Source organism: Psychrobacter pulmonis (assembly GCF_904846465.1).
In the GTDB taxonomy this organism is placed as follows: domain Bacteria; phylum Pseudomonadota; class Gammaproteobacteria; order Pseudomonadales; family Moraxellaceae; genus Psychrobacter; species Psychrobacter faecalis.
Genome location: NZ_CAJHAT010000005.1, coordinates 73,599 through 94,919, shown reverse-complemented (window position 1 = coordinate 94,919; position 21,321 = coordinate 73,599). Strand labels below are relative to the sequence as shown.

Sequence of the window (21,321 nt, the reverse complement as noted above, 5' to 3'; positions counted from 1 at the left end):
TCAATAGGTTCTTTATAGATTTATAATCGACTTATTGCTAAAGGCTAGTTAGTAGCTAGCCGTACTTGCACTTCTATTTAGGAAAATCATCTATCGACTAAATGGTGTCTTGTCGCTATTAAACAGCAGATGGTTTACCCGATGTGTGCAACGATAGGGTAATTATACTCAATCCCGAGTAATTTAGTCAAGATTAAAGTGTGGTTGAATGGTGAGTGCGACTTATTCCTATCATTGATAAAAACAATGATAGGAAATATTAAGGCTTAAAAGAGAATAAATACGCGAACGCGCAGGATATGAATTACAGAAGGGATGCAAGAGCGCTTAACAAGCCTACATCCTATTAAACGCGATACAAGGTTAGAAAAATAACTTTAAAAACACGTTATCACTGCAGTTAGTAAGGCATTAGGTCATGATAAATAAAGCAATAATGGCAGCGATAGCGATAACCGCAAAAATAATTGCGGTAATGATAAAGGTCTTCTGCTTACTTTGTAGTTCTTTGACCGTGGTTTCAAGCTCACGGTTTTTAATGGTCAAGGTGTTGATTTGAGTTTGCTGCTCCTTAATACGCAGCTTATAACTCTCCTTTTTTTCTGCCATTTCGGCTTCGGTAGGTTTGGTCTTACCTTTGCCGCCCTTAATCTTTTTAATCAGCCCTTGAATCAGACTACCAAAACCAAGCTGCATAATAAACTGCTTCACCAGCTGTACTTGCATCGCCTCGCCGCGCATTTGCAGCTTTTCAGTCGACTCAGTATCGTGGGTAATGATGGCATTAAGCACTTGAATGCTATAAGCGTTGATAATAACGTCAGGCTCACTACGGCCGATAGGCAATCTATCGTCTAATAACACCCCTTTGGTAGTAAATGTGGCGAAAACCTCTACATGAGGCAAGTATAACCTAAGCGCGACGACCGTCTCTTGCTTGGCGAGTGGATAAGCGGCTTTACGGAGTTCTGGGTCTAAACGTAACAGCAGGGTCAGCGCCGACTCGATAAACACCAATATGATATTAAGAAAAGAGTGAGACAACGTAGAACGCTTCATGTAAATAATCCGTTTTTATTGTTTAAGTTAAAGATAAAAGGACAAACAAATATCAAAATCAACCCAAAATGTACAATGCAATCGCGCTTATAGTAACGCCTTTAGTATAAAAAGTAACGCACGTTTCTGTCAGTTGGTCAGTCACTACCTTATAATTTGCTCATCTATAAAGACACCAAAATTTATGACTGGTAATGCATTAGTTGGGCTTGGCAGCCGTTTTTCGATCCAAGTTTATGCTTTAGTTTTTAATTTTGCTTGTTAGTATAAAAACTGAGTTTTGGCACCTGCATCATATTTGAGTATTTAGGTTATAAAGGCAAAATGCATAAAAGAGCCAATACAAAGATAGGTGCTTTATTTGATAGGTGCTTTATTTCGTTAAATCCTATAAGCTAAAGTAGCGATTTAATAGAAAATTTGCAGCAGTTTTAAGTAACATTGAGTGTCAAATACGTAGTAGAGTGCACAAAAATATGTAAAATCGCTTGCGCTCCTTATGCTGCCTTGATATAAAGGCGTTAACAAAGCGAAACCTGTTTATGCGTGAGGCCAGTGGTTTTTATTGCTTAAGTACTCTGAGAGCGATACAATACTTGGCGTGAGCGTTTTTTACCCCCTAAAACTTGAAGGAAATTTTATGAATAAGTCAGAATTAATTGATAGCATCGCCGAAAAAAGTGGTCTAAATAAAACTCAAGCTGGCGAAGCTTTGAATGCAGTAATGGAAAGTGTTGGTGAAGCGCTAGAAGCTGGCGACAGCATCTCATTGGTTGGTTTTGGTACTTTTAGCGTAAAAGACCGTAAAGCGCGTACTGGCCGTAACCCTAAGACTGGTGAAGAACTTAGCATTCCAGCAAGCAAAGTACCAAGCTTTAAAGCCGGTAAAAACCTAAAAGAGCGTTTAAACTAAGCCGCTTTGTTTAAGCTGTACTCTTTTTAGCTATTCTATAATGAGATAATCAAATGCTCGTTGACGACGTGATACACGAATAAAAACAGCGTTGGTTGGCAGTAAAATAATAGATAGCAACTCATGATTTAACGATTCATTAAGTCATGAGCGAATGAGCAAAAAAGCACCTAGAGTTTAGGTGCTTTTTTTAGTGCTGAAATTTGTAGTATTTAGTGGCAATAGTCGCCTGAATATTTTGAGTATATATCAAAAATCACGTATCATAGGGCGCGCGATAGCGGTTTTGTATAAACGAGGATTTTAAATAAATCTTGTTATAAACTTCGTCAGTCCGCCTTATTTTATAGCGATAAAATGCACACGTTCTTCTTCTTACCATTGCCTGCTTATACAGCGTTGATATTATTAATAGTATTACAATGGTCTTTCATCAATATAGGTTAATAAAGCAGAGATAACTATGGATAAATTGCGCGATTTCTTAAAAAGCTGGCCGGGTCGCATTTTATTGATTTTGTGCCTATCGCCGCTCGCTCTATTGGGTGTCGAAAGCTACTTTGGCGGCGGTGTTGATTCCAACCAAATCGCTCAAGTAGGTGACAAAAGCGTGGGACTGTCCGAGTATCAAACTGCTGTCAATAACCGCCGTACTGAGCTTTTAGATCAAGTTGATGATGCCAGTTTGTTAAATGAAGATGTGCTGCACGAGCAAGTCCTAAAAGGACTGATTGATCGCACGTTGCTAGAGCAGCAGGCCGGCAAGCTTGGCATGACGGTTTCTGATGACACCATCAATCGTTTGCTGCGCCAAGAAGAAATCTTTAAAGATGCAGAAGGCAATTTTTCTAACGAGCAGTTTGCAAACTTTTTACGTCAGCGCAATATGACAAAAAACCAGCTGTTTGCTGAGTTTCGCAATCAGTTAAGCCTAGATCAGCTCAATGCCAGCATCGTAGGTACCGCAGTTTATCCGATGCAAGCGGTCAGTCAGTTGATTGACTTGCAGCTAGAGTCGCGCAATATCTGGCTGCATCGTTTCAAATGGCAAGATTATGCTGAGCAAGTAAAGTTGAGCAAGGGTGATATACAAGCTTACTATGATGCCAATAAAGACAAACTCAAAAGCGCGGCCATGGTCGACTTGGCTTACTTGCAGCTAAATCCGCAAGCGATTGAAGTTAATGAGGTTGCCCAAGAAGATTTGCAGCAGCAATATGAAGCCTATAAGCAAAGTCTTGCTATCGTAGATGAGCGCAAAATCAGTCAAATCCTGCTAACGGGTAAAGATGCTAAGGCGCGAGCAGATAAAATTAAAGCCCGCCTTGCGAAAGGTGAATCATTTGCTAAAGTTGCGAAAGCCGAGTCAGATGATCCAACAGGCGAAACAGGCGGCGATATCGGACGTTTTAACCCAGCGGTATTTGGTAATGATGCACCAGCCGTGGAAGAAGCGCTTGCAGGCTTGAGCGTTGGTGAGGTCAGCGCGCCTGTAAAGACCAGCTTTGGCTATCAGATATTTACTGTGACTGAAGACAATGGTAGCAAAATCCCAAGTCTAGAGAGTATGCGTGCAGAGCTAACCGCTAAAGCGAAAGAATATAAACGCCAGGAAATGTATGCCGATAAAGTCACAGCGATTAATGACTTGGCAGCAGATGGCTTTAGTATTGAAGATATCGCTCAGCAAGAAAATGTGCCATTAAAACGAATTAAAGATTATCGTAAAGAAAACAACCAATCTGCTTTGGCGCAGCCGGCGGTGATTAAGCAAGCGTTTGATGAATTTACCATTCAAGACCAAGCGGTGACTGCGGGTATTGAGGTTGGTAATGGTACGGTATGGGTACAGCCAAGTAATTATCGTCCAACCAAGACGTTGTCTTTAACAGCGGCGACGCCAAGAATCACACAGATATTGCGTCAACAAAAAGCAACGGCACTGGCATTAAAAGAAGCGAAGAAACTAGCGGCCACTATTAAAACGCCTGCTGATATTGCAAAACAGCCTGTTAAACTGCAAGCATTGGGCGAGATAAACCGTCAAACCACGCAATTGAGCGAAAAAGAGCGCGGCTTAGCCTTTAGTCAGCAAGCAGCAGCAAATGGCGTTGTGGCGGTAGCGAGTGAGACTGAGACGGGCGCGACGTTATTGGTCGGTGATCGCATCAAAACAGAGCAGCAATCGCCGCTATCTGATGCCCAAAGGGCACAAACTGCCGCCATTATTCGTGATAATTTGGGTCAAGATCAGCTGCAAGATTATCTAGATTATCTACGCATGGTCTATAAAGTTGAGATTAACGAAGCCAATATGGCCAATGCGCAAGGACGTTAAGCGATCTATAAGGCATTTGTTAAACCCTTTCTTTAACGAGTTTCATTAAGCCTTAAATATGAAAAAGCCACTATCAATAGTGGCTTTTTTTATGCGTTACAATTTTTATTTACTCTTAACGCTGTTGTCTTAATAGCATTATCTTAACCGCTGATTAATGGCGGAAGTGGCGCATACCAGTGAAGACCATGGCGATACCATGCTCATTGGCGGCAGCAATCGTTTCGTCATCACGCATAGAGCCGCCTGGTTGGATGATAGCAGCAATACCGACTTCAGCAGCGTTATCGATACCATCACGGAACGGGAAAAAGGCATCTGATGCCATTACCGCGCCTTCGGTAGCAAGACCGGCATGCTCAGCTTTGATAGCGGCGATACGTGCTGAATTGACGCGGCTCATTTGACCGGCGCCGACACCGATAGTGCGTTGACCTTTGGCATAAACAATGGCGTTAGATTTGACGTATTTAGCGACATTCCAGCTAAATAACAAATCAGCAATCTGTGCTTCGGTTGGCTGGACGTCGGTAACGATTTTTAAATCGTTGGCGGTAATAAGGCCCAAATCTTGCTCTTGCACCAACAAACCACCATTGACGCGTTTATAATCAAGCTGGCTGTCGCGCTGCTCAGGCGTTGGCAGCTCGCCACAGACTAAGACGCGGACGTTTTTCTTAGCAGCGGTCGCTTCCAAAACGCCATCTTCGATACTTGGGGCAATGATGACTTCGACAAATTGATTGTCAATAATGGCTTTGGCTGCAGCAAGCGTAAGCTCGCGGTTAAAGGCGATAATACCACCAAAAGATGACTCAGGGTCAGTACTAAAAGCGGTGCGGTAAGCCGTGACTTGATCGCTATCTACGGCAACTCCGCAAGGATTGGCGTGTTTTACAATCACGCAAGCGGGCGCACTAAAGGCTTTAACACATTCAAGGGCAGCATCGGTATCGGCGATATTGTTATAAGAGAGCTCTTTACCTTGCAATTGCTGCGCGGTTGCAATAGAGGCTTGCTGGCTTTTTAGCGCATGGTTTTCGACATAAAAAGCCGCTTTTTGATGCGGGTTTTCGCCGTAGCGCAGGTCTTGCACTTTTTCTAATTGGACGTTAAAGGTACGAGAGAAATTCTCTGCCTCTTGGTTTTCATTCACGCGGCTGCCCAAGAAATTGGCAATCATTCCGTCGTATTGTGCGGTATGCTCAAAGGCTTTGACCGCTAAATCGTAACGTAGGGCAGCGGTTAGAGTCGTTCCATCGCCTAAGGCGTCGAGTACGCGCGTATAATCAGCAGGATCGGTTACAATACCAACGTGAGCGTGGTTTTTTGCGGCTGAGCGTACCATAGTAGGGCCGCCAATATCGATGTTTTCGATCGCATCGTTCATAGTGACGTCGCTACGTGCAATCGTCTCTGCAAACGGATAAAGATTGACGACGACCAAATCAATGCGCTCAATAGCGTGCTCATTCATGACGCTGTCATCGGTACCGCGGCGTCCTAAAATACCGCCATGAATCTTTGGATGCAAGGTTTTAACGCGGCCGTCCATCATTTCAGGGAAGCCCGTATAGTCTGAAACTTCAGTGACGGCGACGTTGTTTTCTGCCAGCAAGCGGTAAGTACCGCCAGTCGATAATAAACCAAAACCAGCTTTAAGCAAGCCTTGGGCGAATTCTACGATATTTGACTTATCGGAAACCGATAGTAGGGCAAGGGGAGTTGTACTCATAAGAAAATTTCCATAAAAAAAGCCTGACGTAAACGTCTGGCAAGGTAATAATGGCAAGCAGTGCAGAGCATATCGGGTTTGATAAGATCATAAACTATAAACGTGCCATACAATTGAATGTCGGTTAGCGGTGCTAAGGAGCGTGGTGATTGCGATGTTTGGTCGTCGTAAGTAACGGCGACTGGCATAAAGCCATAGATTACATTAAGCCATAAGTTTTGAGCTTTTTGCGTAGCGTACCGCGATTGAGACCTAAGATTTGCGCACACTTGGTCTGATTGCCGCGGCACTTTTCGAGCACGACTGACAATAGTGGCTGCTCTATCTCTTTTAAAATAAGCTCATATAAGTCGGTTGGCATCTCATCATCGAGCATCGCAAAATACTGCCGCACCACGCGCTCTACATGCACACGTAACGGTTGGTGCGCATGAAGGCTATTGTCTAAGGAAGCTTCTACCTTATGGATAGAGCGATGATAGCCGTCTTTATAATCAGCAGAGCTCTCAATATCCTGGTCAAAATGAGTGGCATTATACGGTGCATGTGGTGGCATAAGATAATGTCCTTAAGCGTAAGCGTAAGCGTAAACCATAAGGCGTTTAAGCGCTATTATAACAAAGTCAACGCCTATCAGAACAATAGATTGGGTATTACCCTATTATTACTCTAAGCTTGACGCTATTTATTGTCATTTATGATGACAGATTTAAAACATTTAGGACAAGTTTGATAAAAGAGCAAAACTTTTGAATAAATTTTATTGCTTATAAATGGCATTTCTACCAAGCCTGATGTTAATAAATAGGCTCAGCGTTTACTTTGTCGATTTGAGCATTGGCAACTGGGATGGTAAATAACAGCTGTTTGCGACTTGTTGCGCCTAATTGGCTCTGTGTACTGAGTAGATAATCTTGCGGTGCTGCAATAAATTCGCCGATAAGTGCATCAGTACCATAAATACTGACTTTCACATGCGGCAGGAGTTGTGCTTGGGTGCTTTGGTTGTTTAAAGTGATGCTGATATCACTAAAGGTGTTGGCAGTCTTGATGCGGCTAGGTCGATGAGTGATATCGCTTGTACTCAAAGCCGCTAGATTGGCGCTAGGTAAGCTACAAGCGGCGATGGCACATACTTTTTGCAAGCGCTCAGCATGGGCAGGAATTTTCACCAAGTTATCTAAATTAAAAATGACATACTGCGCAAAAAGTAGCAGCGCTAATACCAAACATCCAAGTGTCCAGAGTAATGAAGCAAGCGAGCGCTTAGCAGGTGTTGGTGAAAACTTGGCTTGTGCTTGCTGCCTTTTAAGGCGTGCGGCCTGCGTGTTGTCTTCGTCTTTGATAGAAACGCCCATGCTTGCGAGCAGCGCTGATAAATCTGTGTCTTTTCTTGGACTATGGCCGTCTTCGTTTTCATTTTGTTCTTTGAGCAATTTTTCAAGCCAAGACTCATCGCTATTATCATCGATACTGGCATGGATGTCATTAGCTGCCGCTGAGCTAAGGGCTACTTGGGCAGCTGATGCTGGCTCTTTTATAAGAGCGTTTGCTAAAGAAGGTTTTTCTATGGAACTAACAGAGGCGTGAGCGTTTTTATCTAGCTTTGTCGCTGGACTTTTCGGCGGCTTGTCACTATTGTTTGTAGTTGAGGTAGGGGTGCTATCTGCTGCTTGCGTTAGCCAAGCGTCCATACTGTCGAGCGAACCGTATTCTAAATCTTCCTCTTCAAAATCTGCAATATCCATATCATCGTGAATCAACTGATCATCTATCAAATCTTCTTCAGCCATATCATCATGGATAAGAATATCTGCATCTTCTGGTTCAGAGGTGACGTTTGGTTTGGTTGTGGCTTTTGCTTCTGGCGTAACGGTAGACGTTTGCTTAATAGAAGTCTTGGCTGTAGTGGATGCATCAGATTGAGGTTCATGCCCCATAGTGTCAGCAGTCGGCTCTGTATCAGCCGTGACAATAAGGTTGTTATTGACCAAAAAACTGTGTTGACAATGTTCACAGCAAACATTGGCTGTTTTTTGGTTTAACTGTGTTTTTTTAATATTAAAAATAGCATGACAATGAGGGCACTGGGTTTTGATTGGCGTAGTCATAAGGTCGAATCCAAAAAGGTATCAGTATTAATACCGCATAATCACTTACCAATCGCTACCAGTTTTTTATGTGGTTTTTTATATAGTAATCATCATAATTTTCAGGCAACGATAGAGCAGCGTCAAATACACAACATTATTTAACTGCTCCTCTATCGTAACAGATGTAATTAAATGTTGCTAGCCTGTAAATGTACCAGATAAACGCTGCCAATGTTGATCTTCTTGCGCGGTAAAAGCATGCTTAGGATCGAGCGCAAAGTAAGGCTTATACGCTTCGCTGACCTGCTCGGTTTGCGATTCAATCAAACCTGCTAATACGATACGACTTTTGGGGGCCATCAAGGTCGCAAAATAAGGCGCTAAACCAATGAGTGGCTTGGCTAAAATATTAGCAACCATGATTTCTACGGGTTTTATATCGTTTTGTTGCCAGTAATTATTGAAGTCTTCTGGCAAAAATGCTTGCAGGCGGTCGTCAACATGATTGCGCGCCGCATTTTGATTGGTCGCAAGCACCGCTTGTGGGTCAATGTCCACCGCATAAACTTGACGCGCGCCCAGTAAAAGCGCCGCAATACCTAAAATACCGGAGCCGCAGCCGTAATCGATCACAACTTTATCGGTCAGGTCTTGCTCGGTCAGCCAATCAAGACAGAGGCGAGTAGTGGCATGGTAGCCAGTACCAAAAGCCAAACCTGGATCCATAATAATATTGGTAGCGTCAGGGTTCGGCGGTGTTAGCCAATTAGGCACAATCCATAAGTTATTGGCGCACTCGATTGGCTTATAATTGGACATCCATTCGCGCTCCCAATCCTTATCATCGACAGCGTTGACCCACGTTCGGCTGGCTTGTACTTGTGCGCCGATTTCATGGCTTAACTCCTCAAGTAATTGACGATTGCCAGCATCTGTATTGGCGTCAAACAAGCCTGTGAGTATGACCTCATCCCATAACGGTGATTCACCGGGAAGGGGTTCAAATAAAGGCTGATCGCCTGCGTCATCTAAAGCGATTGATAGCGCGCCAGCTTCTAATAACAGCGCCTCAGCGAGATCGACATTGTCTTTTTCACATTGTAAATGCAGTTGTTGCCATGCCATAAAGGTAACCTTAGTTTAAAATAAAAGTGAAGAATTAAAGGAGTAAAATAAAACAGTCATTAAACCCAATAAAAAACTGGATAAAAAAATTAACGACTAAATCTATAAGCCTATTTTAGCGCTTATAGATTCAGTCGTCATGGTAAATACGAGAGTGTGTGCTATTAGCGCAGCGCCTGTCTGGCCTCATTTATCACGCGAGCGTTACCCTGTGCTTGTCCTGATTGCAAGATGATTTGCCAAAGGTTGCGGCGGCGAGTGCTGTCTTGAGCAACGGTCAAACCTCGGCGCGCCATCGCTTCAGCCTTACGTGGTTGATTCTTTTTAAGAGCGACTTGTGCCAAATAAAAATAGACGGCTGATGATTTGGGTGCGAGGCGCTGCGCACGCGTAAAGCTGCTCTCAGCGCCATTGAGATTGCCTGATTTTAATTGCTCTGTACCTGTTTGCATGAGATTACGAAAGGCTGGCAAGTTGCTGTTATTGGCTGTGCTTTGCTGACTGCGCTGCTGTGAGTTTTGCCGCGCCCGCTCCAATAGCTCATTATGCGAAGGAATCGATGGTTCGGATAGGATGTAATCTTCACGAGAAGGCGTAAGGATGATGGTATCTTGGCTATCGGGCTGTGTGATGATTGGACTTTGTGTTGCTGGCGTATAGACCTGTTCTGCTTCGGATGACTGTATTGTCGAAGCCGGTTGTGTAGGCACTGTATTAGGCACGGTAGAGTACTTATTATCATCGCCTTTAACAATGGGTACTTGGTTTACCGTTACTGGCTGTTTTGCTGTAGGCTGCTGTTTTTGAGGCGCAGACGTTTGCGCAGGAAACGTTTTTATTGCTGTCGGTGCCGTTTGGCAAGCACTTAAACTTAATGCGCTAATAAGGGCGCTAGTAGCAAGAATCGTATTAATCAGCTTAGTTTGCCCTTTAGAAGGAGCAGTACTAGCCTGCTTAGCGGCGACAGTTTGCTGTATCAATAAAGCCATGTTAAAACCCTTTTTTAAGTCTTAAAAACCCTAGAACCATTCAACGGCGCGGTCGTACCAAGTATCGGCACGATTGCTCGACCCGCCTTCTTGCTCAGCATTATCAGCATCGCCATCGTCGTTATCCGTATCAACGGCTTCGCCATTAGGAATATCTAAGCCTTCACGGCGGCGCTGCTGATTGATAGAGCCTTGCTCATTTTGCCATTGTATCTGCTCGCGGGCACGCTCTTGCTGATATAAGCTAATAGCACAACTGCTGGCTTCTTCGGGTAGATACGCTGACATCACTGGCAGATAGCGCGCATCAGCACAGCGTTCATTAGACAACTTGCCAGAGTTGTTCTCAAGCCACAACCACTCAATTCCTTCGGGCTCTGGCAGCGCGACAGGGGTCAGTTTGAGACGATTCATATAATCGACCCAAACTGGCAAAGCGCCACTACCACCGCTTAGACCGATGGGCTTATTGTCATCACGGCCGACCCAAACCACGCTAACATAGTTGCCACTGTAGCCCGCAAACCAAGCATCACGGTAGTCGTTGGTAGTGCCGGTTTTACCCGCAAGGTTTAAGTTGCTGCCAAGCGATTGTATGCGTCTGGCCGTGCCGTTTTTGACCACGTCTTGCAAGGCATAGTTAATCAAAAAGTTGGTCTCAGGCGGAATACTACGCTGGGTATTTAAACCGGTACGCTGCAAAATATGTCCACGATCATCAATAACACTACGAATACTATGAATAGGCGTGCGGAAACCACCGGTAGCAAATACTTGGTAAACGCCCAGCATATCCATTGGGCTAAGATTGACCGAGCCTAATAAAGCCGAAGGATAAGGCGGGATTTTCTCTTTTACGCCCATGCGCTGTAGCTGTTTGGCAAAGGTATTAACGCCAAACTCCATACCCAAACGTACCGCGCTGTGATTATACGATTGCGACAAAGCGGTGGTAAATGGCACATAACCATGGTCACGATTGTCATAGTTCTTTGGATTCCACTCAGTACCGTCACTCAGATTGACCGTAATCGGCGAATCATCGACCGAGCTTGCCAAATTATAGCGCCCGCTTTCAAGCGCCGTCATATAGATAATTGGCTTTAATAACGAGCCAACTTGACGCTTGGCATCGACAGCACGGTTAAAACCGGTAAATTCACTGCCACTACCGACCACTGCCACCAGCTCGCCGGTTTCAGGATTGGCACTGACCAATGCGCCTTGTAAGTCTTTGGTCTTGCTACCGCGACGACGTAGCTCACCGAGTTTTCTCTCAACCGCTTTGTCCGCTGCCAATTGGGCAATAGGATCTAAGGTACTGATGATAATCAGACCTTCGTTTTTTAGATCATCAGAATAATAGACTTTGTTCAATTCACGCTTGACGATATCTAAAAAATCAGGGAACTGGCTTTTGCCTTCGACGGGTTTGTCCGCCACATCGAGTGGTTTTTCTATCGCTTTTTCGTACTCTTCTTGGCTAATTTTACCGACCGCCAGCATATTATTCAGTACGGTATTACGGCGCGCTGTCGAATCGTTTGGATGACGGCGCGGATTATAAACGCTCGGGCCTTTTGCCATACCAACGAGCAGTGCCTGTTGGTCTAAACGCAGCTCTTTGAGCGGTTTGTCAAAATAAAATTGTGAGGCAAGACCAAAGCCATTGATAGAGCGATTGCCGTTTTGACCCAAGTAAATCTCGTTTAGATAGGTTTGTAGAATCTCATCTTTACTATAATGCAGCTCAAGTAACACCGCCATCAATGCCTCATTGGCTTTACGTTTCATCGTCCGATCAGAATTGAGATAAAAGTTTTTAATCAGCTGCTGAGTGATGGTCGAGCCGCCCTGTCTAGGGCCACCGGTAAAGTTGTTTATTACCGCCCGCGCGATACCGCGTATCGAGACGCCTTTGTGCTCATAAAACCCGCGGTCCTCGGTGGCGATAAGCGCGTCAATCAGCGGCTGCGGTACTTGATCGAGCGTCACCACCATGCGATCTTCGTTACTGTCTGGATAAATACCGCCGATGTTTACTGGCTCCAGACGAATAATGCCAGTTTTGGCAGGCTGGGTACTTTGTACCGACTCAATCTTATTGCCAGCAATGGTCATTTTGATGACTTGCTCTTTATCGACGTCGTTGGCGCTATACGTAAAGCCGCGCGTATGGATAAAGTAGGTATTGCCAGATTTATGGTAGGTACCGGTGCGATCATAAGCCTTGTTGCTTTGATAATTGAGCAGCTTAAGCCAAGTTTTCATGGTGTCTGTATTGACATTGGCACCTTGATATAGCTCTAAAGGCTGTGAGTAGACCTTAGCAGGAATATCCCAGCGTTTACCCTCAAATTTGGTGGTAATAGTGCGATCAAGTTTGACCAAATATAGCGCCAATAGCACCATAGCCGCGATAATGACGATTAATAAAATACCACTAAACACCACGCCGCGCTGCTGTGAGGGTAGCGTATTGATAGCAGGCTTAGACGACTGTGGTCGCTTAGAATTAGACTTTTGCACTGATGACACACCATTTTGGGATAAAAAACTGCCTCATAATGACGCAAATTGACAAATTTTTCAATCTATCATCATCAACGCCCGCATTCATTAAGCAGGCGTTAGACTTTCGTAGTAGGTGTTTTAGAGGTATTAATGTTTTGGGATAAAGGGCTAGGCTGCTTACGCCGCGCGCTTGTAGTATAATGTTTATATTAATAATTAGGTTGATACTAACAGTTTTATCGCCCCCTTTTATTAATCGTTTTTACCGATTTTTTTTGGTCTCATTTATGCCAATAACGTTGTGCCAATATCTATGTAAAGTAGCTGTGTTAAAGGCAGATAATTCAATCGCTTTTTTACATAGGGATTGACTCTCGTTAATCAGAGCAAGTCTATTAAAAGCCGGTCGGCTGCAAGTAAACTTGTCGAAAGGAAATAGCGCGATTATGTCTAGTATTCCCTCATCTATGCCAGCAAATAACAACCGCCACTATCAAGACCACTCGATTACTGAGGGTCTGGTGTTGCCGCTTGCCGGTCATTGTTTTCATTGCGGTGATCCGGTGCCTGAGCCGCCTTTTCATACCGATATTTTAGGTCAGTCGCGCGAGATGTGCTGTATGGGCTGTCAGTTGGCGTCGCAAAGTATTGTCGAGGCAGGGCTTGAGCAATATTATCTTGACCGCTCAGAGATTAACCGTACGGCAAGCTTACCCACACAGCTGACGCGCCTCGAAGCTTATGATCACGATGAAATAAAATCACAATTTGTCTATGCGCAAGATGGCATGTCGGTAGCCGAGCTGTCGGTCAACAACCTGCGCTGTGCTGCCTGTACGTGGCTGATTGAGTCGCGGCTAGATGAGTTAGATGGCATCAGCCAATGTCAGGTGAATTTAACCAATCAACGTATGCGGGTGATTTGGGACGAAGATAAGCTACCGATTAGTCGTATTTTGGGCGTTATCAATGAGATTGGCTACGAAGCCAAGCCTTATCGTCAAGATACCCATGAAGCCATGCTGGCACGTCATAACAGTCAGATGCTATTGCGGCTTGGTATCGCGGCGCTCGGCTCGATGCAAGCAATGATGTATGCGGTAGCGATTTATTTTGGTGAATATAGCGACATGCTTATTTTTCAGCGTGATTTTCTACGTTGGGTGTCGCTATTTGTAAGTACGCCGGTGTTCTTTTATGCCGGTGTGCCGTTTTTTACCTCAGCATGGTCAGCGATTCGTGCCCGCCAAGTCAATATGGATGTGCCGGTTAGCATCGCCTTAGTGGTGACCTTCTTTGCCAGTCTTTATGCGACCATTACCGGGCAAGGGGAAACCTACTTTGATTCGGTCAGTATGTTTATTTTCTTCTTATTGGCTGGGCGTTATATTGAACATAATGCACGCCTGAAAGCCGCTACCATGGCCAATGACTTGGTGGTGGTCGAGCCCGTCTTGGTGCAAAAAATTGCTGAAGATAAAGACGCGGCGGCGCGTATCTTGCAGCTCATAGAGCAAAATACGCTTGATAATACTGCCCTTGATAATGATACTATTCCTGATAATAGTGCTGAACAGGTGCTTAATCCAAATAATAATCTAACGACAAAGGGCACAACCACTAGCGCAAAAACGATGCCCAACTTTATGCAAAGTATGGATGCCAATATTCAGCAATTGACGTCACGTATCGCTCAAGACTGGCAGCAGGAAAATCATAAACCATCAAATATAGCGCAGACAGAAGCCGTGCCAGAAAAAAGGCAGATGGTGACCGCTCATAGCTTGCAAGTGGGCGATATTATTATGGTGGAAGCCGGTTCTGAGATTATCAGCGATGGTATCTTGCTTAGCTCTACCGCGACCGTCTCGCAAAGCCTGCTAACTGGTGAGGGCGATTTAATCATCAAAACCCAAGGTGATTATATCGTTGGCGGCGCCCAAAATGACAGTCAGCCGTTTGAGATGCTAGTGACGGCATTGCCAGAAGACAGCCAGATAGGGTTGATTGATAGGCTGATGAATCGGGCGATGAGTGAGAAACCAAAACTCGCTCAGCAAGCGGATAAGCTGGCGCGTTGGTTTGTAGCGCGGATTTTAGTATTATCAGCTTTGGTGTTCATTGGTTGGTATATCGTTGACCCAAGCCAAGCAATTTGGGCAACGGTGGCAGTATTGGTGGCGACCTGTCCGTGTGCGCTGTCTTTAGCGACACCGATTGCGCTGACCGTAGCGACCAATCGACTGGCAAGTTATGGCTTTTTAACCACACGTGGCCATACGCTGCAAACCCTTGCTGAGATTACCCATGTGGCGTTTGATAAAACAGGCACGCTCACTTATGGTAAGCCCAATTTATTAAATATCGAGCGATTGGCAACTAATGATACGACAGCTGCTAGCAATGAAGAAAAAGACAAGTTATTAGCGATTGCCGCCGCGCTTGAAGTGGGCAGCCGCCATCCGATTGCTCACGCTTTGCTCACCGCCGCTTACCAATTGCATCTGCCAGCGACGCAGTCGTTGCAATACTATCCTGCAGGCGGGGTAGAGGCAATGATTGATGGCGTCCTATATCGCATCGGTCATGTCGATTTTGCCTTAGATAGAACGGGTCATGCTGCTAATGCGGATAACGATTTAACCATTGATTTAGCCACTCATCGTGCCAGCTCGGCGGTGGTATTGTCTTGTCAAAATAGTCAGTCAAATGCATGGCAAGCGCTGGCAGGTTTTTACTTTAACGATAAGGTACGTGATAGTGCGCCGTCTATGCTCGCCGCTCTCAAAAAATCAGGTATTGAGCCGGTCATGCTAACCGGTGACCCAAGTCCGCAAGCACTGGTAATGGCGGAAGAGTTAGGCATGAAAGCCGCTTATAACGGCCTGTCGCCAACCGATAAAGTCAATCATATTCAAGCGCTACAAGCAAAAGGCGCCGTCGTCCTTATGGTTGGTGACGGTATTAATGATGCGCCTGTTTTAGCAGCGGCAGATGTCTCAACCTCGATTGCGGGCGCAGCAGATTTGGCGCAAGTATCGAGTGACAGTATTATTCTAAATGGTCAAATCGAAGCTATCACGGCGGCGAAACGTATCGCTGATAAGACCAAACGTATTATTAAGCAAAACTTACGCTGGGCGCTGATTTATAATAGTAGCGTTTTGATACCAGCAGCTCTAGGCTATGTGCCGCCTTGGCTTGCAGCGATTGGTATGTCCTTAAGCTCATTGTTTGTGGTATTAAACGCACTGCGTCTAAAGCGTGCCTAATGTAAAGCAGCTTAAACTTATTTATATAAACCTTAAAAATTACCCACAAAAAACCGTCTTTATAAAGACGGTTTTTTGTGGGTAATTATTTTAAATAACGGCTAAACAGGGTTTAGTTTAGTCTTGTAGGTAGCTTAGTAAACGCATAAATTCGATATACATCCATACTAGCGTCGCAAGAATACCGATACTAAATAACCATTCGTAGTCTTCTGAGACGCCCATCGCCACACCGCGATCGATATTATCAAAGTCCAATAGCAGCGTAAAAGAAGCGATAACAATCACGAATAAGCTAAAGCCGATAGCGATAGCGCCACCTTCAAATAAGAAAGGTAAGCTCGAACCGAACGCTAAAGACAGTACCCACTGCGCCACATAAACCAACATGATAGCAATCAATGCTGAGGTGACGATTGAGCGGAATTTCTCAGTGACTTTAACCAAACCTGAGCGATACAGCCCTAGCATGACCGCAGCGGTGACAAAGGTCGCACACATAGCGGTGACTGGCACGCTTGGGTACATGCGCATAAAGAATAGCGAGATACCACCTAAAAAGATACCTTCCAATAACGCATAAGGTACGGCAAAGGTTTTGGCTTTTTGCGGTTTAAAAGTGATGAAAATAGCAAGACCAAAGGCGGCAAACATACTACCAAAAGCAGCCATGGTGATGAAGCCTTGTGATAGACCTGCCATCAATGCATAAAAGAAAAATCCAATACCCGTAATCGCCGATAGTCCAAGCAATAAACTGGTCTTTTGAATCACACCCTTTACCGTCATCGGCGCGCCGCCAACGGCAAGCTCTGCGCGACTGACAATAGGATTTGCCATAAAGTTGTCCTTTTTAAAATATAAATAACTAAGTTGCCAGCTACTTTAGCAAAACCGCCATTATTGTCAACTGTGTTTACGTGAGTGCATGCAAGGCATCACATGGCTATCGAGCCTTAATTAACTAGGAAATATTGATATATAAAGCGATTAGGCGTAGCGAAGCAAATACGCCTAAAAGTGGCGTATGATAGAGGATATATGGGACCAATTACGACAGTTAACAACGAAACTTCATAAACATGCTAGTCTAAGCGCTGATTTCTCGTTATCATTGCACTGTATTTTATCGTTATGCCGAGTCGTTTTATGGAAAACTCAGCGCAGTCCGCCCGATTGCCGCACTTACATGAATCAGAGCTGTTTCATGCCATCAAAAACCCAGCGTTTAGGCGCATTGGTTTGATGGGCCGCGCCGGAAAACGCAGCGTGACCCAAAGTTTGGTACAGATTGCCAATACCATCAATGAGATGAATCTGACATTGATTATGGATGTGCAGACGGCCAATTTGCCTACTTTGAACCTCACTGAAATTGAAAAAGTTAAAATCGTCAAACGCAGCTTGATTGGTGAGATTTGCGATTTAGTCATCGTAGTAGGCGGCGATGGTTCGATATTGCATGCCGCCGAAGCATTGGCGCGCTATCGGGTGCCAGTTCTAGGAGTCAACCGTGGTCGTTTGGGGTTTTTGGCCGATGTGAAACCCAATGAAGCGGCCTTTAAACTACGCCAAGTATTGATGGGCGATTATCAATTAGACCACAGGTTTTTGCTGACCATGGAGATTCGTGAAGGGCGAAAAATCATTCATGAAGATATGGCGCTCAACGATGTAGTGCTGCATGCGGGTAAATCGGTGCACATGATTGATTTTCAGATGAAAATTGACGGGCACGATGTCTATCGTCAGCATAGCGATGGACTTATTGTGGCGACACCGACGGGTTCCACTGCTTATGCGCTCTCTGGCGGTGGTCCGATTATTCATCCGAGTATGGATGCCATTTGTTTGGTGCCGATGCATCCGCATACCTTGTCCAGTCGCCCGATTGTAGTGAGTGGCACCAGCGAGATTTGTATTCGTATTCATGAAGATAACCGCACCCAGCCACAAGTTAGCGCCGACGGCAAGCCGAGTATCGCGCTCGACCAAGAGCAGCGTCTGTATATTCGCAAACATCCTGATAAGCTGACCTTGCTTCATCCGCCAGGGTTTGATTTTTATGAAGCCTGCCGCACCAAATTACACTGGAACGTCCATGCCGAAGAATTCAGTATGGATATCGATGATGATATTATAGAAGAATAAATGCAGTGCTAGATTTCTCAAAACAGTACTGGATTATAAAATAGTCGTGGAGAGTAGGTACGATGGATAAACAAACGATATTAGCAAGTGTCACACCAGAAGTGGTAGAAAAGTTTCGCCAAGCCATTGAGCTGGGTAAATGGCCGGATGGTCGTAAGCTGACGCCTGAGCAGCGCGAAACTTGTATGCAAGCGGTGATGGTATGGGAGCATGAGCATCTGCCGCCAGCCGAGCGTACCGGTTATATTCATAAACCTGTGCGAGACGATGGCTCTGTCGTGGGCGCGGAATGTGATGTCGAGCACGAGCATCATTATCCCAACATGCCCAATCCTAAAGGGGCAGTACAACCTGTTAAATTTCATAATAAATAAGCAGCAGCTTTATCGCAGTTAATTGAGACAAGTAAGCGGCTAAGCAGCATTAAGTCAAAAGCACTAAATTGAAAGCAGTAAACAGAAAAAAGCCACGCTAATTGTATAGCGTGGCTTTTTTAATACTTTTAAAATAGATAGTTAGCAAAAATAGAAAACTACAGCGCGCTAGTATCAACACTTGGACGCGGCGTTAATGGATTTTTTTCCATCAAAAATCCTTGCCAGCCCCAATGTAAAAAATTGCGGATATTGGCATGGTCGGTACCCTTTGGCGTTGCTTGTACCTTGGCGTAATGCTCACCGAACAACTTTAGCGTGTCCAATTGATTTAGACCATGGTGCTTAGCAAAACCAAAAATTTTGGCGCTGCCTTCGTTTTCGCCCGCTGCATTGTGCAGCATACCATTAACAAAAGGCGCTGGCGCATAACGATAAAAATCATCAATAAAGCTGATGACATCATTGAATCCAATGGCTTTTTTATTCAAACCATTAAGTAGAGCCGATACATCTGATTGACGGATACTCATAAATACATGACCTCAGAGCAGATTAGAAAGCAAAAATAGGGTGCTTAATTTATGCCCAATAATTATTGATAGTTAGTTAACGAACAAGCGATCAACTTAGCGGTTAAAATAGTCTTCATCATCGAATGAAGGTGCAAAGCTGCCTTGCTCAAGATGTTGCATTTGCGATTGTACCGTGCGTTCATGCTGAATACGCTGATAAATCTCTTCACGGTGTACCGCTATATCTTTTGGCGCATTGACGCCGATTCGTACTTGATTGCCTTTAACGCCTAGGACAGTCACACTGACTTCATCGCCAATCATTAGCGTTTCGCCCACGCGGCGTGTCAAAATTAACATGCGTCACACTCCTTATGTCGCATCAACAGATTATTACTCATCAGATTGCGTCTCAATTACAGGACATTACTCTAGTACTAAATAGGCAGAGTAGTCATTATAAAAACTCTGCGTCACCTAGTACTCATAGCGGTAATGATAGATAAATTCATTTAGCCCAAATGAAAGCCCCATTATAGGGGGCATAACAGATACTGTCACGGATTTTCACAAAACTATTAGGTATATACTTACCTGAGCAATAGTAATAAAAGAAAATAGAGCCTAAAAAGACTCTATTTAATCGAAATTTTACTAAAAAATAATCGCTACTTAACCCATCATTATTAAACCAGAAGTATCTTACAGTGATTTAATATATAGCTTTTAAATATTATAACCCAGCGATTGTGCTGTCGCCGTCTTCGCGGTCAAGACCAAAGGCGGTATGCAATGATTTCACGGCTTTTTCTAAATGCTGCTCTTGAATAAGCACAGAGACTTTGATTTCACTGGTCGATATCATTTGGATATTGATGTTGTTTTCAGCCAAAGTCTGGAACATAAGGCTGGCAACACCTGCATGCGAGCGCATACCAACACCAACCAATGACACTTTTACTACTTCGTTGTTGGCCAATATTTCTTTGGCACCAATCTCATCTTTGACTTCGTTTTCTAGCACTTTCATGGTTTTATCCATGTCTGTACGGTTGACAGTAAAGGTAAAGTCAGTAGTGCCATTGGTTGATAGGTTTTGAACGATCATATCGATTTCGATATTGGCGCGACCGATAGGGCTTAGGATGGCAGAGGCGATACCAGGATGATCGGGCACACCGCGCACGACGATCTTTGCTTCGTCGCGATTAAAAGCGATACCTGAGATGATTGCTTGTTCCATGTTGTCTCCTTCGTCTATCGTAATTAGGGTGCCGACATTGTCTTGAAAATCTTGGTCGAAGCTACCATCGTTGTTTTCATCAAAGCTAGATAATACGCGCAGAGGTACGCCGTATTTGCCAGCAAACTCTACTGAGCGAATCTGTAAAATCTTAGAGCCAAGGCTTGCCATTTCAAGCATTTCTTCAAAGGTAATCTTTTCAAGTTTTTTGGCTTTTGAGGTCACGCGTGGGTCGGTGGTATAAACGCCATCGACATCGGTATAGATTTGGCATTCATCAGCGCCCAAGGCTGCGGCAATGGCAACACCTGTGGTATCCGAGCCGCCGCGACCTAAGGTTGTGGCGTTACCTTCTTCATCGATACCTTGGAAACCTGCCACGATGACAATGTTGCCCGCATCTAGTTGCTCACGGATGTTTTTATCATCGATGCTTTCGATACGCGCTTTGGTGTGGGCACTATCGGTTTTAATAGCAACTTGACGACCGGTGAATGAACGGGCACCAATACCGAGCTCTTTAATCGCCATCGCCAGTAAAGAGATAGAAACCTGTTCGCCCGTTGAGACCATTTGGTCGTATTCGCGTGGATCAGGTTGGCTGCTGATTTGGCGTGCTAAATCAATCAAACGGTTGGTTTCACCGCTCATGGCAGACACAACTACGATCACTTGATGACCGTTGTCATGCCAACGTTTGACTCGTTTGGCGACATTTTTGATGCGGTCGATACTGCCCATCGAGGTGCCGCCGTATTTTTGTACTATTAACGCCATAAAAATCTACCTATTATTCACCAATGGCCATCTGTTACTTGTCGACATCAATCCATCATGGCGCGGTCTGCCATGACAGTGCAAGATTCATTTTAATAACGATAAAGCCGAATTATAAAAATTGCGCCCTTTATTTGCTCTGCTGTTTTACTGTTTATACTCATACACTTGATATGCTGACAGTCGTTAAGCGTGCTACTTTATACCATATTAGCCGTATAAC

15 protein-coding genes and 1 pseudogene are annotated in these 21,321 nt (G+C 44.5%); 5 read left to right on the top strand and 11 right to left on the bottom strand.

The window, feature by feature from the left end; genetic code table 11:
* Positions 1-411: 411 nt before the first annotated feature.
* Positions 412-1,059, bottom strand: coding sequence for a hypothetical protein (locus tag JMX70_RS09630; RefSeq protein WP_201591628.1), 648 nt, complete (start codon positions 1,057-1,059; stop codon positions 412-414).
* A 601-nt stretch (positions 1,060-1,660) separates the two neighbouring features.
* Between JMX70_RS09630 and JMX70_RS09625 the strand changes: the two genes are divergently transcribed.
* Both JMX70_RS09625 and JMX70_RS09620 read left to right on the top strand, forming a co-directional pair.
* Positions 1,661-1,972 (top strand): HU family DNA-binding protein, encoded by a 312-nt coding sequence (locus JMX70_RS09625; protein ID WP_223808465.1) that lies wholly within the window; start codon positions 1,661-1,663, stop codon positions 1,970-1,972.
* Positions 1,973-2,435: 463 nt separating this feature from the next.
* Complete coding sequence (locus JMX70_RS09620) at positions 2,436-4,310, top strand: SurA N-terminal domain-containing protein (RefSeq protein WP_201591625.1); 1,875 nt, start codon at positions 2,436-2,438, stop codon at positions 4,308-4,310.
* 154 nt (positions 4,311-4,464) lie between these two features.
* Here the strand turns inward: JMX70_RS09620 and purH are convergent, their stop codons facing one another.
* From purH to mrcB, 6 genes are all read right to left on the bottom strand, one after another.
* Entirely contained in the window at positions 4,465-6,045 is a 1,581-nt protein-coding gene (purH, locus tag JMX70_RS09615; protein WP_201591622.1) for a bifunctional phosphoribosylaminoimidazolecarboxamide formyltransferase/IMP cyclohydrolase, read from the bottom strand.
* Between the two features lie 199 nt (positions 6,046-6,244).
* Positions 6,245-6,514, bottom strand: a complete 270-nt coding sequence (gene fis / locus JMX70_RS09610) for a DNA-binding transcriptional regulator Fis (RefSeq protein ID WP_068404623.1) — start codon at positions 6,512-6,514, stop codon at positions 6,245-6,247.
* A gap of 328 nt (positions 6,515-6,842) precedes the next feature.
* Entirely contained in the window at positions 6,843-8,156 is a 1,314-nt protein-coding gene (locus JMX70_RS09605; RefSeq protein WP_201591620.1) for a DUF3426 domain-containing protein, read from the bottom strand.
* Positions 8,157-8,336: 180 nt separating this feature from the next.
* Positions 8,337-9,263: a 50S ribosomal protein L11 methyltransferase gene (gene prmA, locus JMX70_RS09600; RefSeq protein ID WP_201591618.1), complete on the bottom strand. Its 927-nt coding sequence runs from the start codon at positions 9,261-9,263 to the stop codon at positions 8,337-8,339.
* Between the two features lie 164 nt (positions 9,264-9,427).
* Positions 9,428-10,252: a tetratricopeptide repeat protein gene (locus JMX70_RS09595; protein WP_201591616.1), complete on the bottom strand. Its 825-nt coding sequence runs from the start codon at positions 10,250-10,252 to the stop codon at positions 9,428-9,430.
* 30 nt (positions 10,253-10,282) lie between these two features.
* Entirely contained in the window at positions 10,283-12,781 is a 2,499-nt protein-coding gene (gene mrcB, locus JMX70_RS09590; protein ID WP_201591615.1) for a penicillin-binding protein 1B, read from the bottom strand.
* Positions 12,782-13,212: 431 nt separating this feature from the next.
* Between mrcB and JMX70_RS09585 the strand changes: the two genes are divergently transcribed.
* A complete protein-coding gene (locus JMX70_RS09585; protein WP_201591613.1) occupies positions 13,213-16,038 on the top strand; it encodes a heavy metal translocating P-type ATPase in 2,826 nt (941 codons plus the stop codon).
* A gap of 117 nt (positions 16,039-16,155) precedes the next feature.
* On the opposite strand, the gene JMX70_RS09580 is transcribed toward JMX70_RS09585, so the two are convergent.
* Positions 16,156-16,878 carry a Bax inhibitor-1/YccA family protein gene (locus JMX70_RS09580; protein ID WP_011280732.1) on the bottom strand — a complete coding sequence of 241 codons (723 nt, stop codon included), beginning with the start codon at positions 16,876-16,878 and terminating at the stop codon, positions 16,156-16,158.
* Between the two features lie 309 nt (positions 16,879-17,187).
* On the opposite strand from JMX70_RS09580, the gene JMX70_RS09575 reads away from it, so the two are divergent.
* Positions 17,188-18,189 (top strand): NAD(+) kinase, encoded by a 1,002-nt coding sequence (locus tag JMX70_RS09575; RefSeq protein ID WP_068404461.1) that lies wholly within the window; start codon positions 17,188-17,190, stop codon positions 18,187-18,189.
* Between the two features lie 62 nt (positions 18,190-18,251).
* A complete protein-coding gene (locus tag JMX70_RS09570; RefSeq protein ID WP_068404460.1) occupies positions 18,252-18,563 on the top strand; it encodes a YeaC family protein in 312 nt (103 codons plus the stop codon).
* Between the two features lie 158 nt (positions 18,564-18,721).
* Here the strand turns inward: JMX70_RS09570 and JMX70_RS09565 are convergent, their stop codons facing one another.
* The 3 genes and pseudogenes from JMX70_RS09565 to JMX70_RS09555 all read right to left on the bottom strand — a co-directional run bounded on the left by JMX70_RS09565 (position 18,722) and on the right by JMX70_RS09555 (position 21,098).
* Positions 18,722-19,096: a HopJ type III effector protein gene (locus JMX70_RS09565; RefSeq protein WP_068404458.1), complete on the bottom strand. Its 375-nt coding sequence runs from the start codon at positions 19,094-19,096 to the stop codon at positions 18,722-18,724.
* Positions 19,097-19,270: 174 nt separating this feature from the next.
* Positions 19,271-19,438, bottom strand: a pseudogene (csrA, locus tag JMX70_RS09560) (carbon storage regulator CsrA); the annotation flags it as partial.
* A gap of 373 nt (positions 19,439-19,811) precedes the next feature.
* Positions 19,812-21,098 carry an aspartate kinase gene (locus JMX70_RS09555; RefSeq protein WP_068404454.1) on the bottom strand — a complete coding sequence of 429 codons (1,287 nt, stop codon included), beginning with the start codon at positions 21,096-21,098 and terminating at the stop codon, positions 19,812-19,814.
* Positions 21,099-21,321 lie beyond the last annotated feature (223 nt).

Excerpts from the sequence above, each read along its gene's own strand:
- purH (WP_201591622.1), bottom strand. The coding sequence starts at position 6,045 with ATGAGTACAACTCCCCTTGCCCTACTATCGGTTTCCGATAAGTCAAAT.
- prmA (WP_201591618.1), bottom strand. The coding sequence starts at position 9,263 with ATGGCATGGCAACAACTGCATTTACAATGTGAAAAAGACAATGTCGAT.
- JMX70_RS09595 (WP_201591616.1), bottom strand. The coding sequence starts at position 10,252 with ATGGCTTTATTGATACAGCAAACTGTCGCCGCTAAGCAGGCTAGTACT.
- JMX70_RS09605 (WP_201591620.1), bottom strand. The coding sequence starts at position 8,156 with ATGACTACGCCAATCAAAACCCAGTGCCCTCATTGTCATGCTATTTTT.
- JMX70_RS09630 (WP_201591628.1), bottom strand. The coding sequence starts at position 1,059 with ATGAAGCGTTCTACGTTGTCTCACTCTTTTCTTAATATCATATTGGTG.
- JMX70_RS09570 (WP_068404460.1), top strand. The coding sequence starts at position 18,252 with ATGGATAAACAAACGATATTAGCAAGTGTCACACCAGAAGTGGTAGAA.
- JMX70_RS09620 (WP_201591625.1), top strand. The coding sequence starts at position 2,436 with ATGGATAAATTGCGCGATTTCTTAAAAAGCTGGCCGGGTCGCATTTTA.
- JMX70_RS09585 (WP_201591613.1), top strand. The coding sequence starts at position 13,213 with ATGTCTAGTATTCCCTCATCTATGCCAGCAAATAACAACCGCCACTAT.
- JMX70_RS09580 (WP_011280732.1), bottom strand. The coding sequence starts at position 16,878 with ATGGCAAATCCTATTGTCAGTCGCGCAGAGCTTGCCGTTGGCGGCGCG.
- JMX70_RS09575 (WP_068404461.1), top strand. The coding sequence starts at position 17,188 with ATGGAAAACTCAGCGCAGTCCGCCCGATTGCCGCACTTACATGAATCA.
- JMX70_RS09555 (WP_068404454.1), bottom strand. The coding sequence starts at position 21,098 with ATGGCGTTAATAGTACAAAAATACGGCGGCACCTCGATGGGCAGTATC.
- JMX70_RS09565 (WP_068404458.1), bottom strand. The coding sequence starts at position 19,096 with ATGAGTATCCGTCAATCAGATGTATCGGCTCTACTTAATGGTTTGAAT.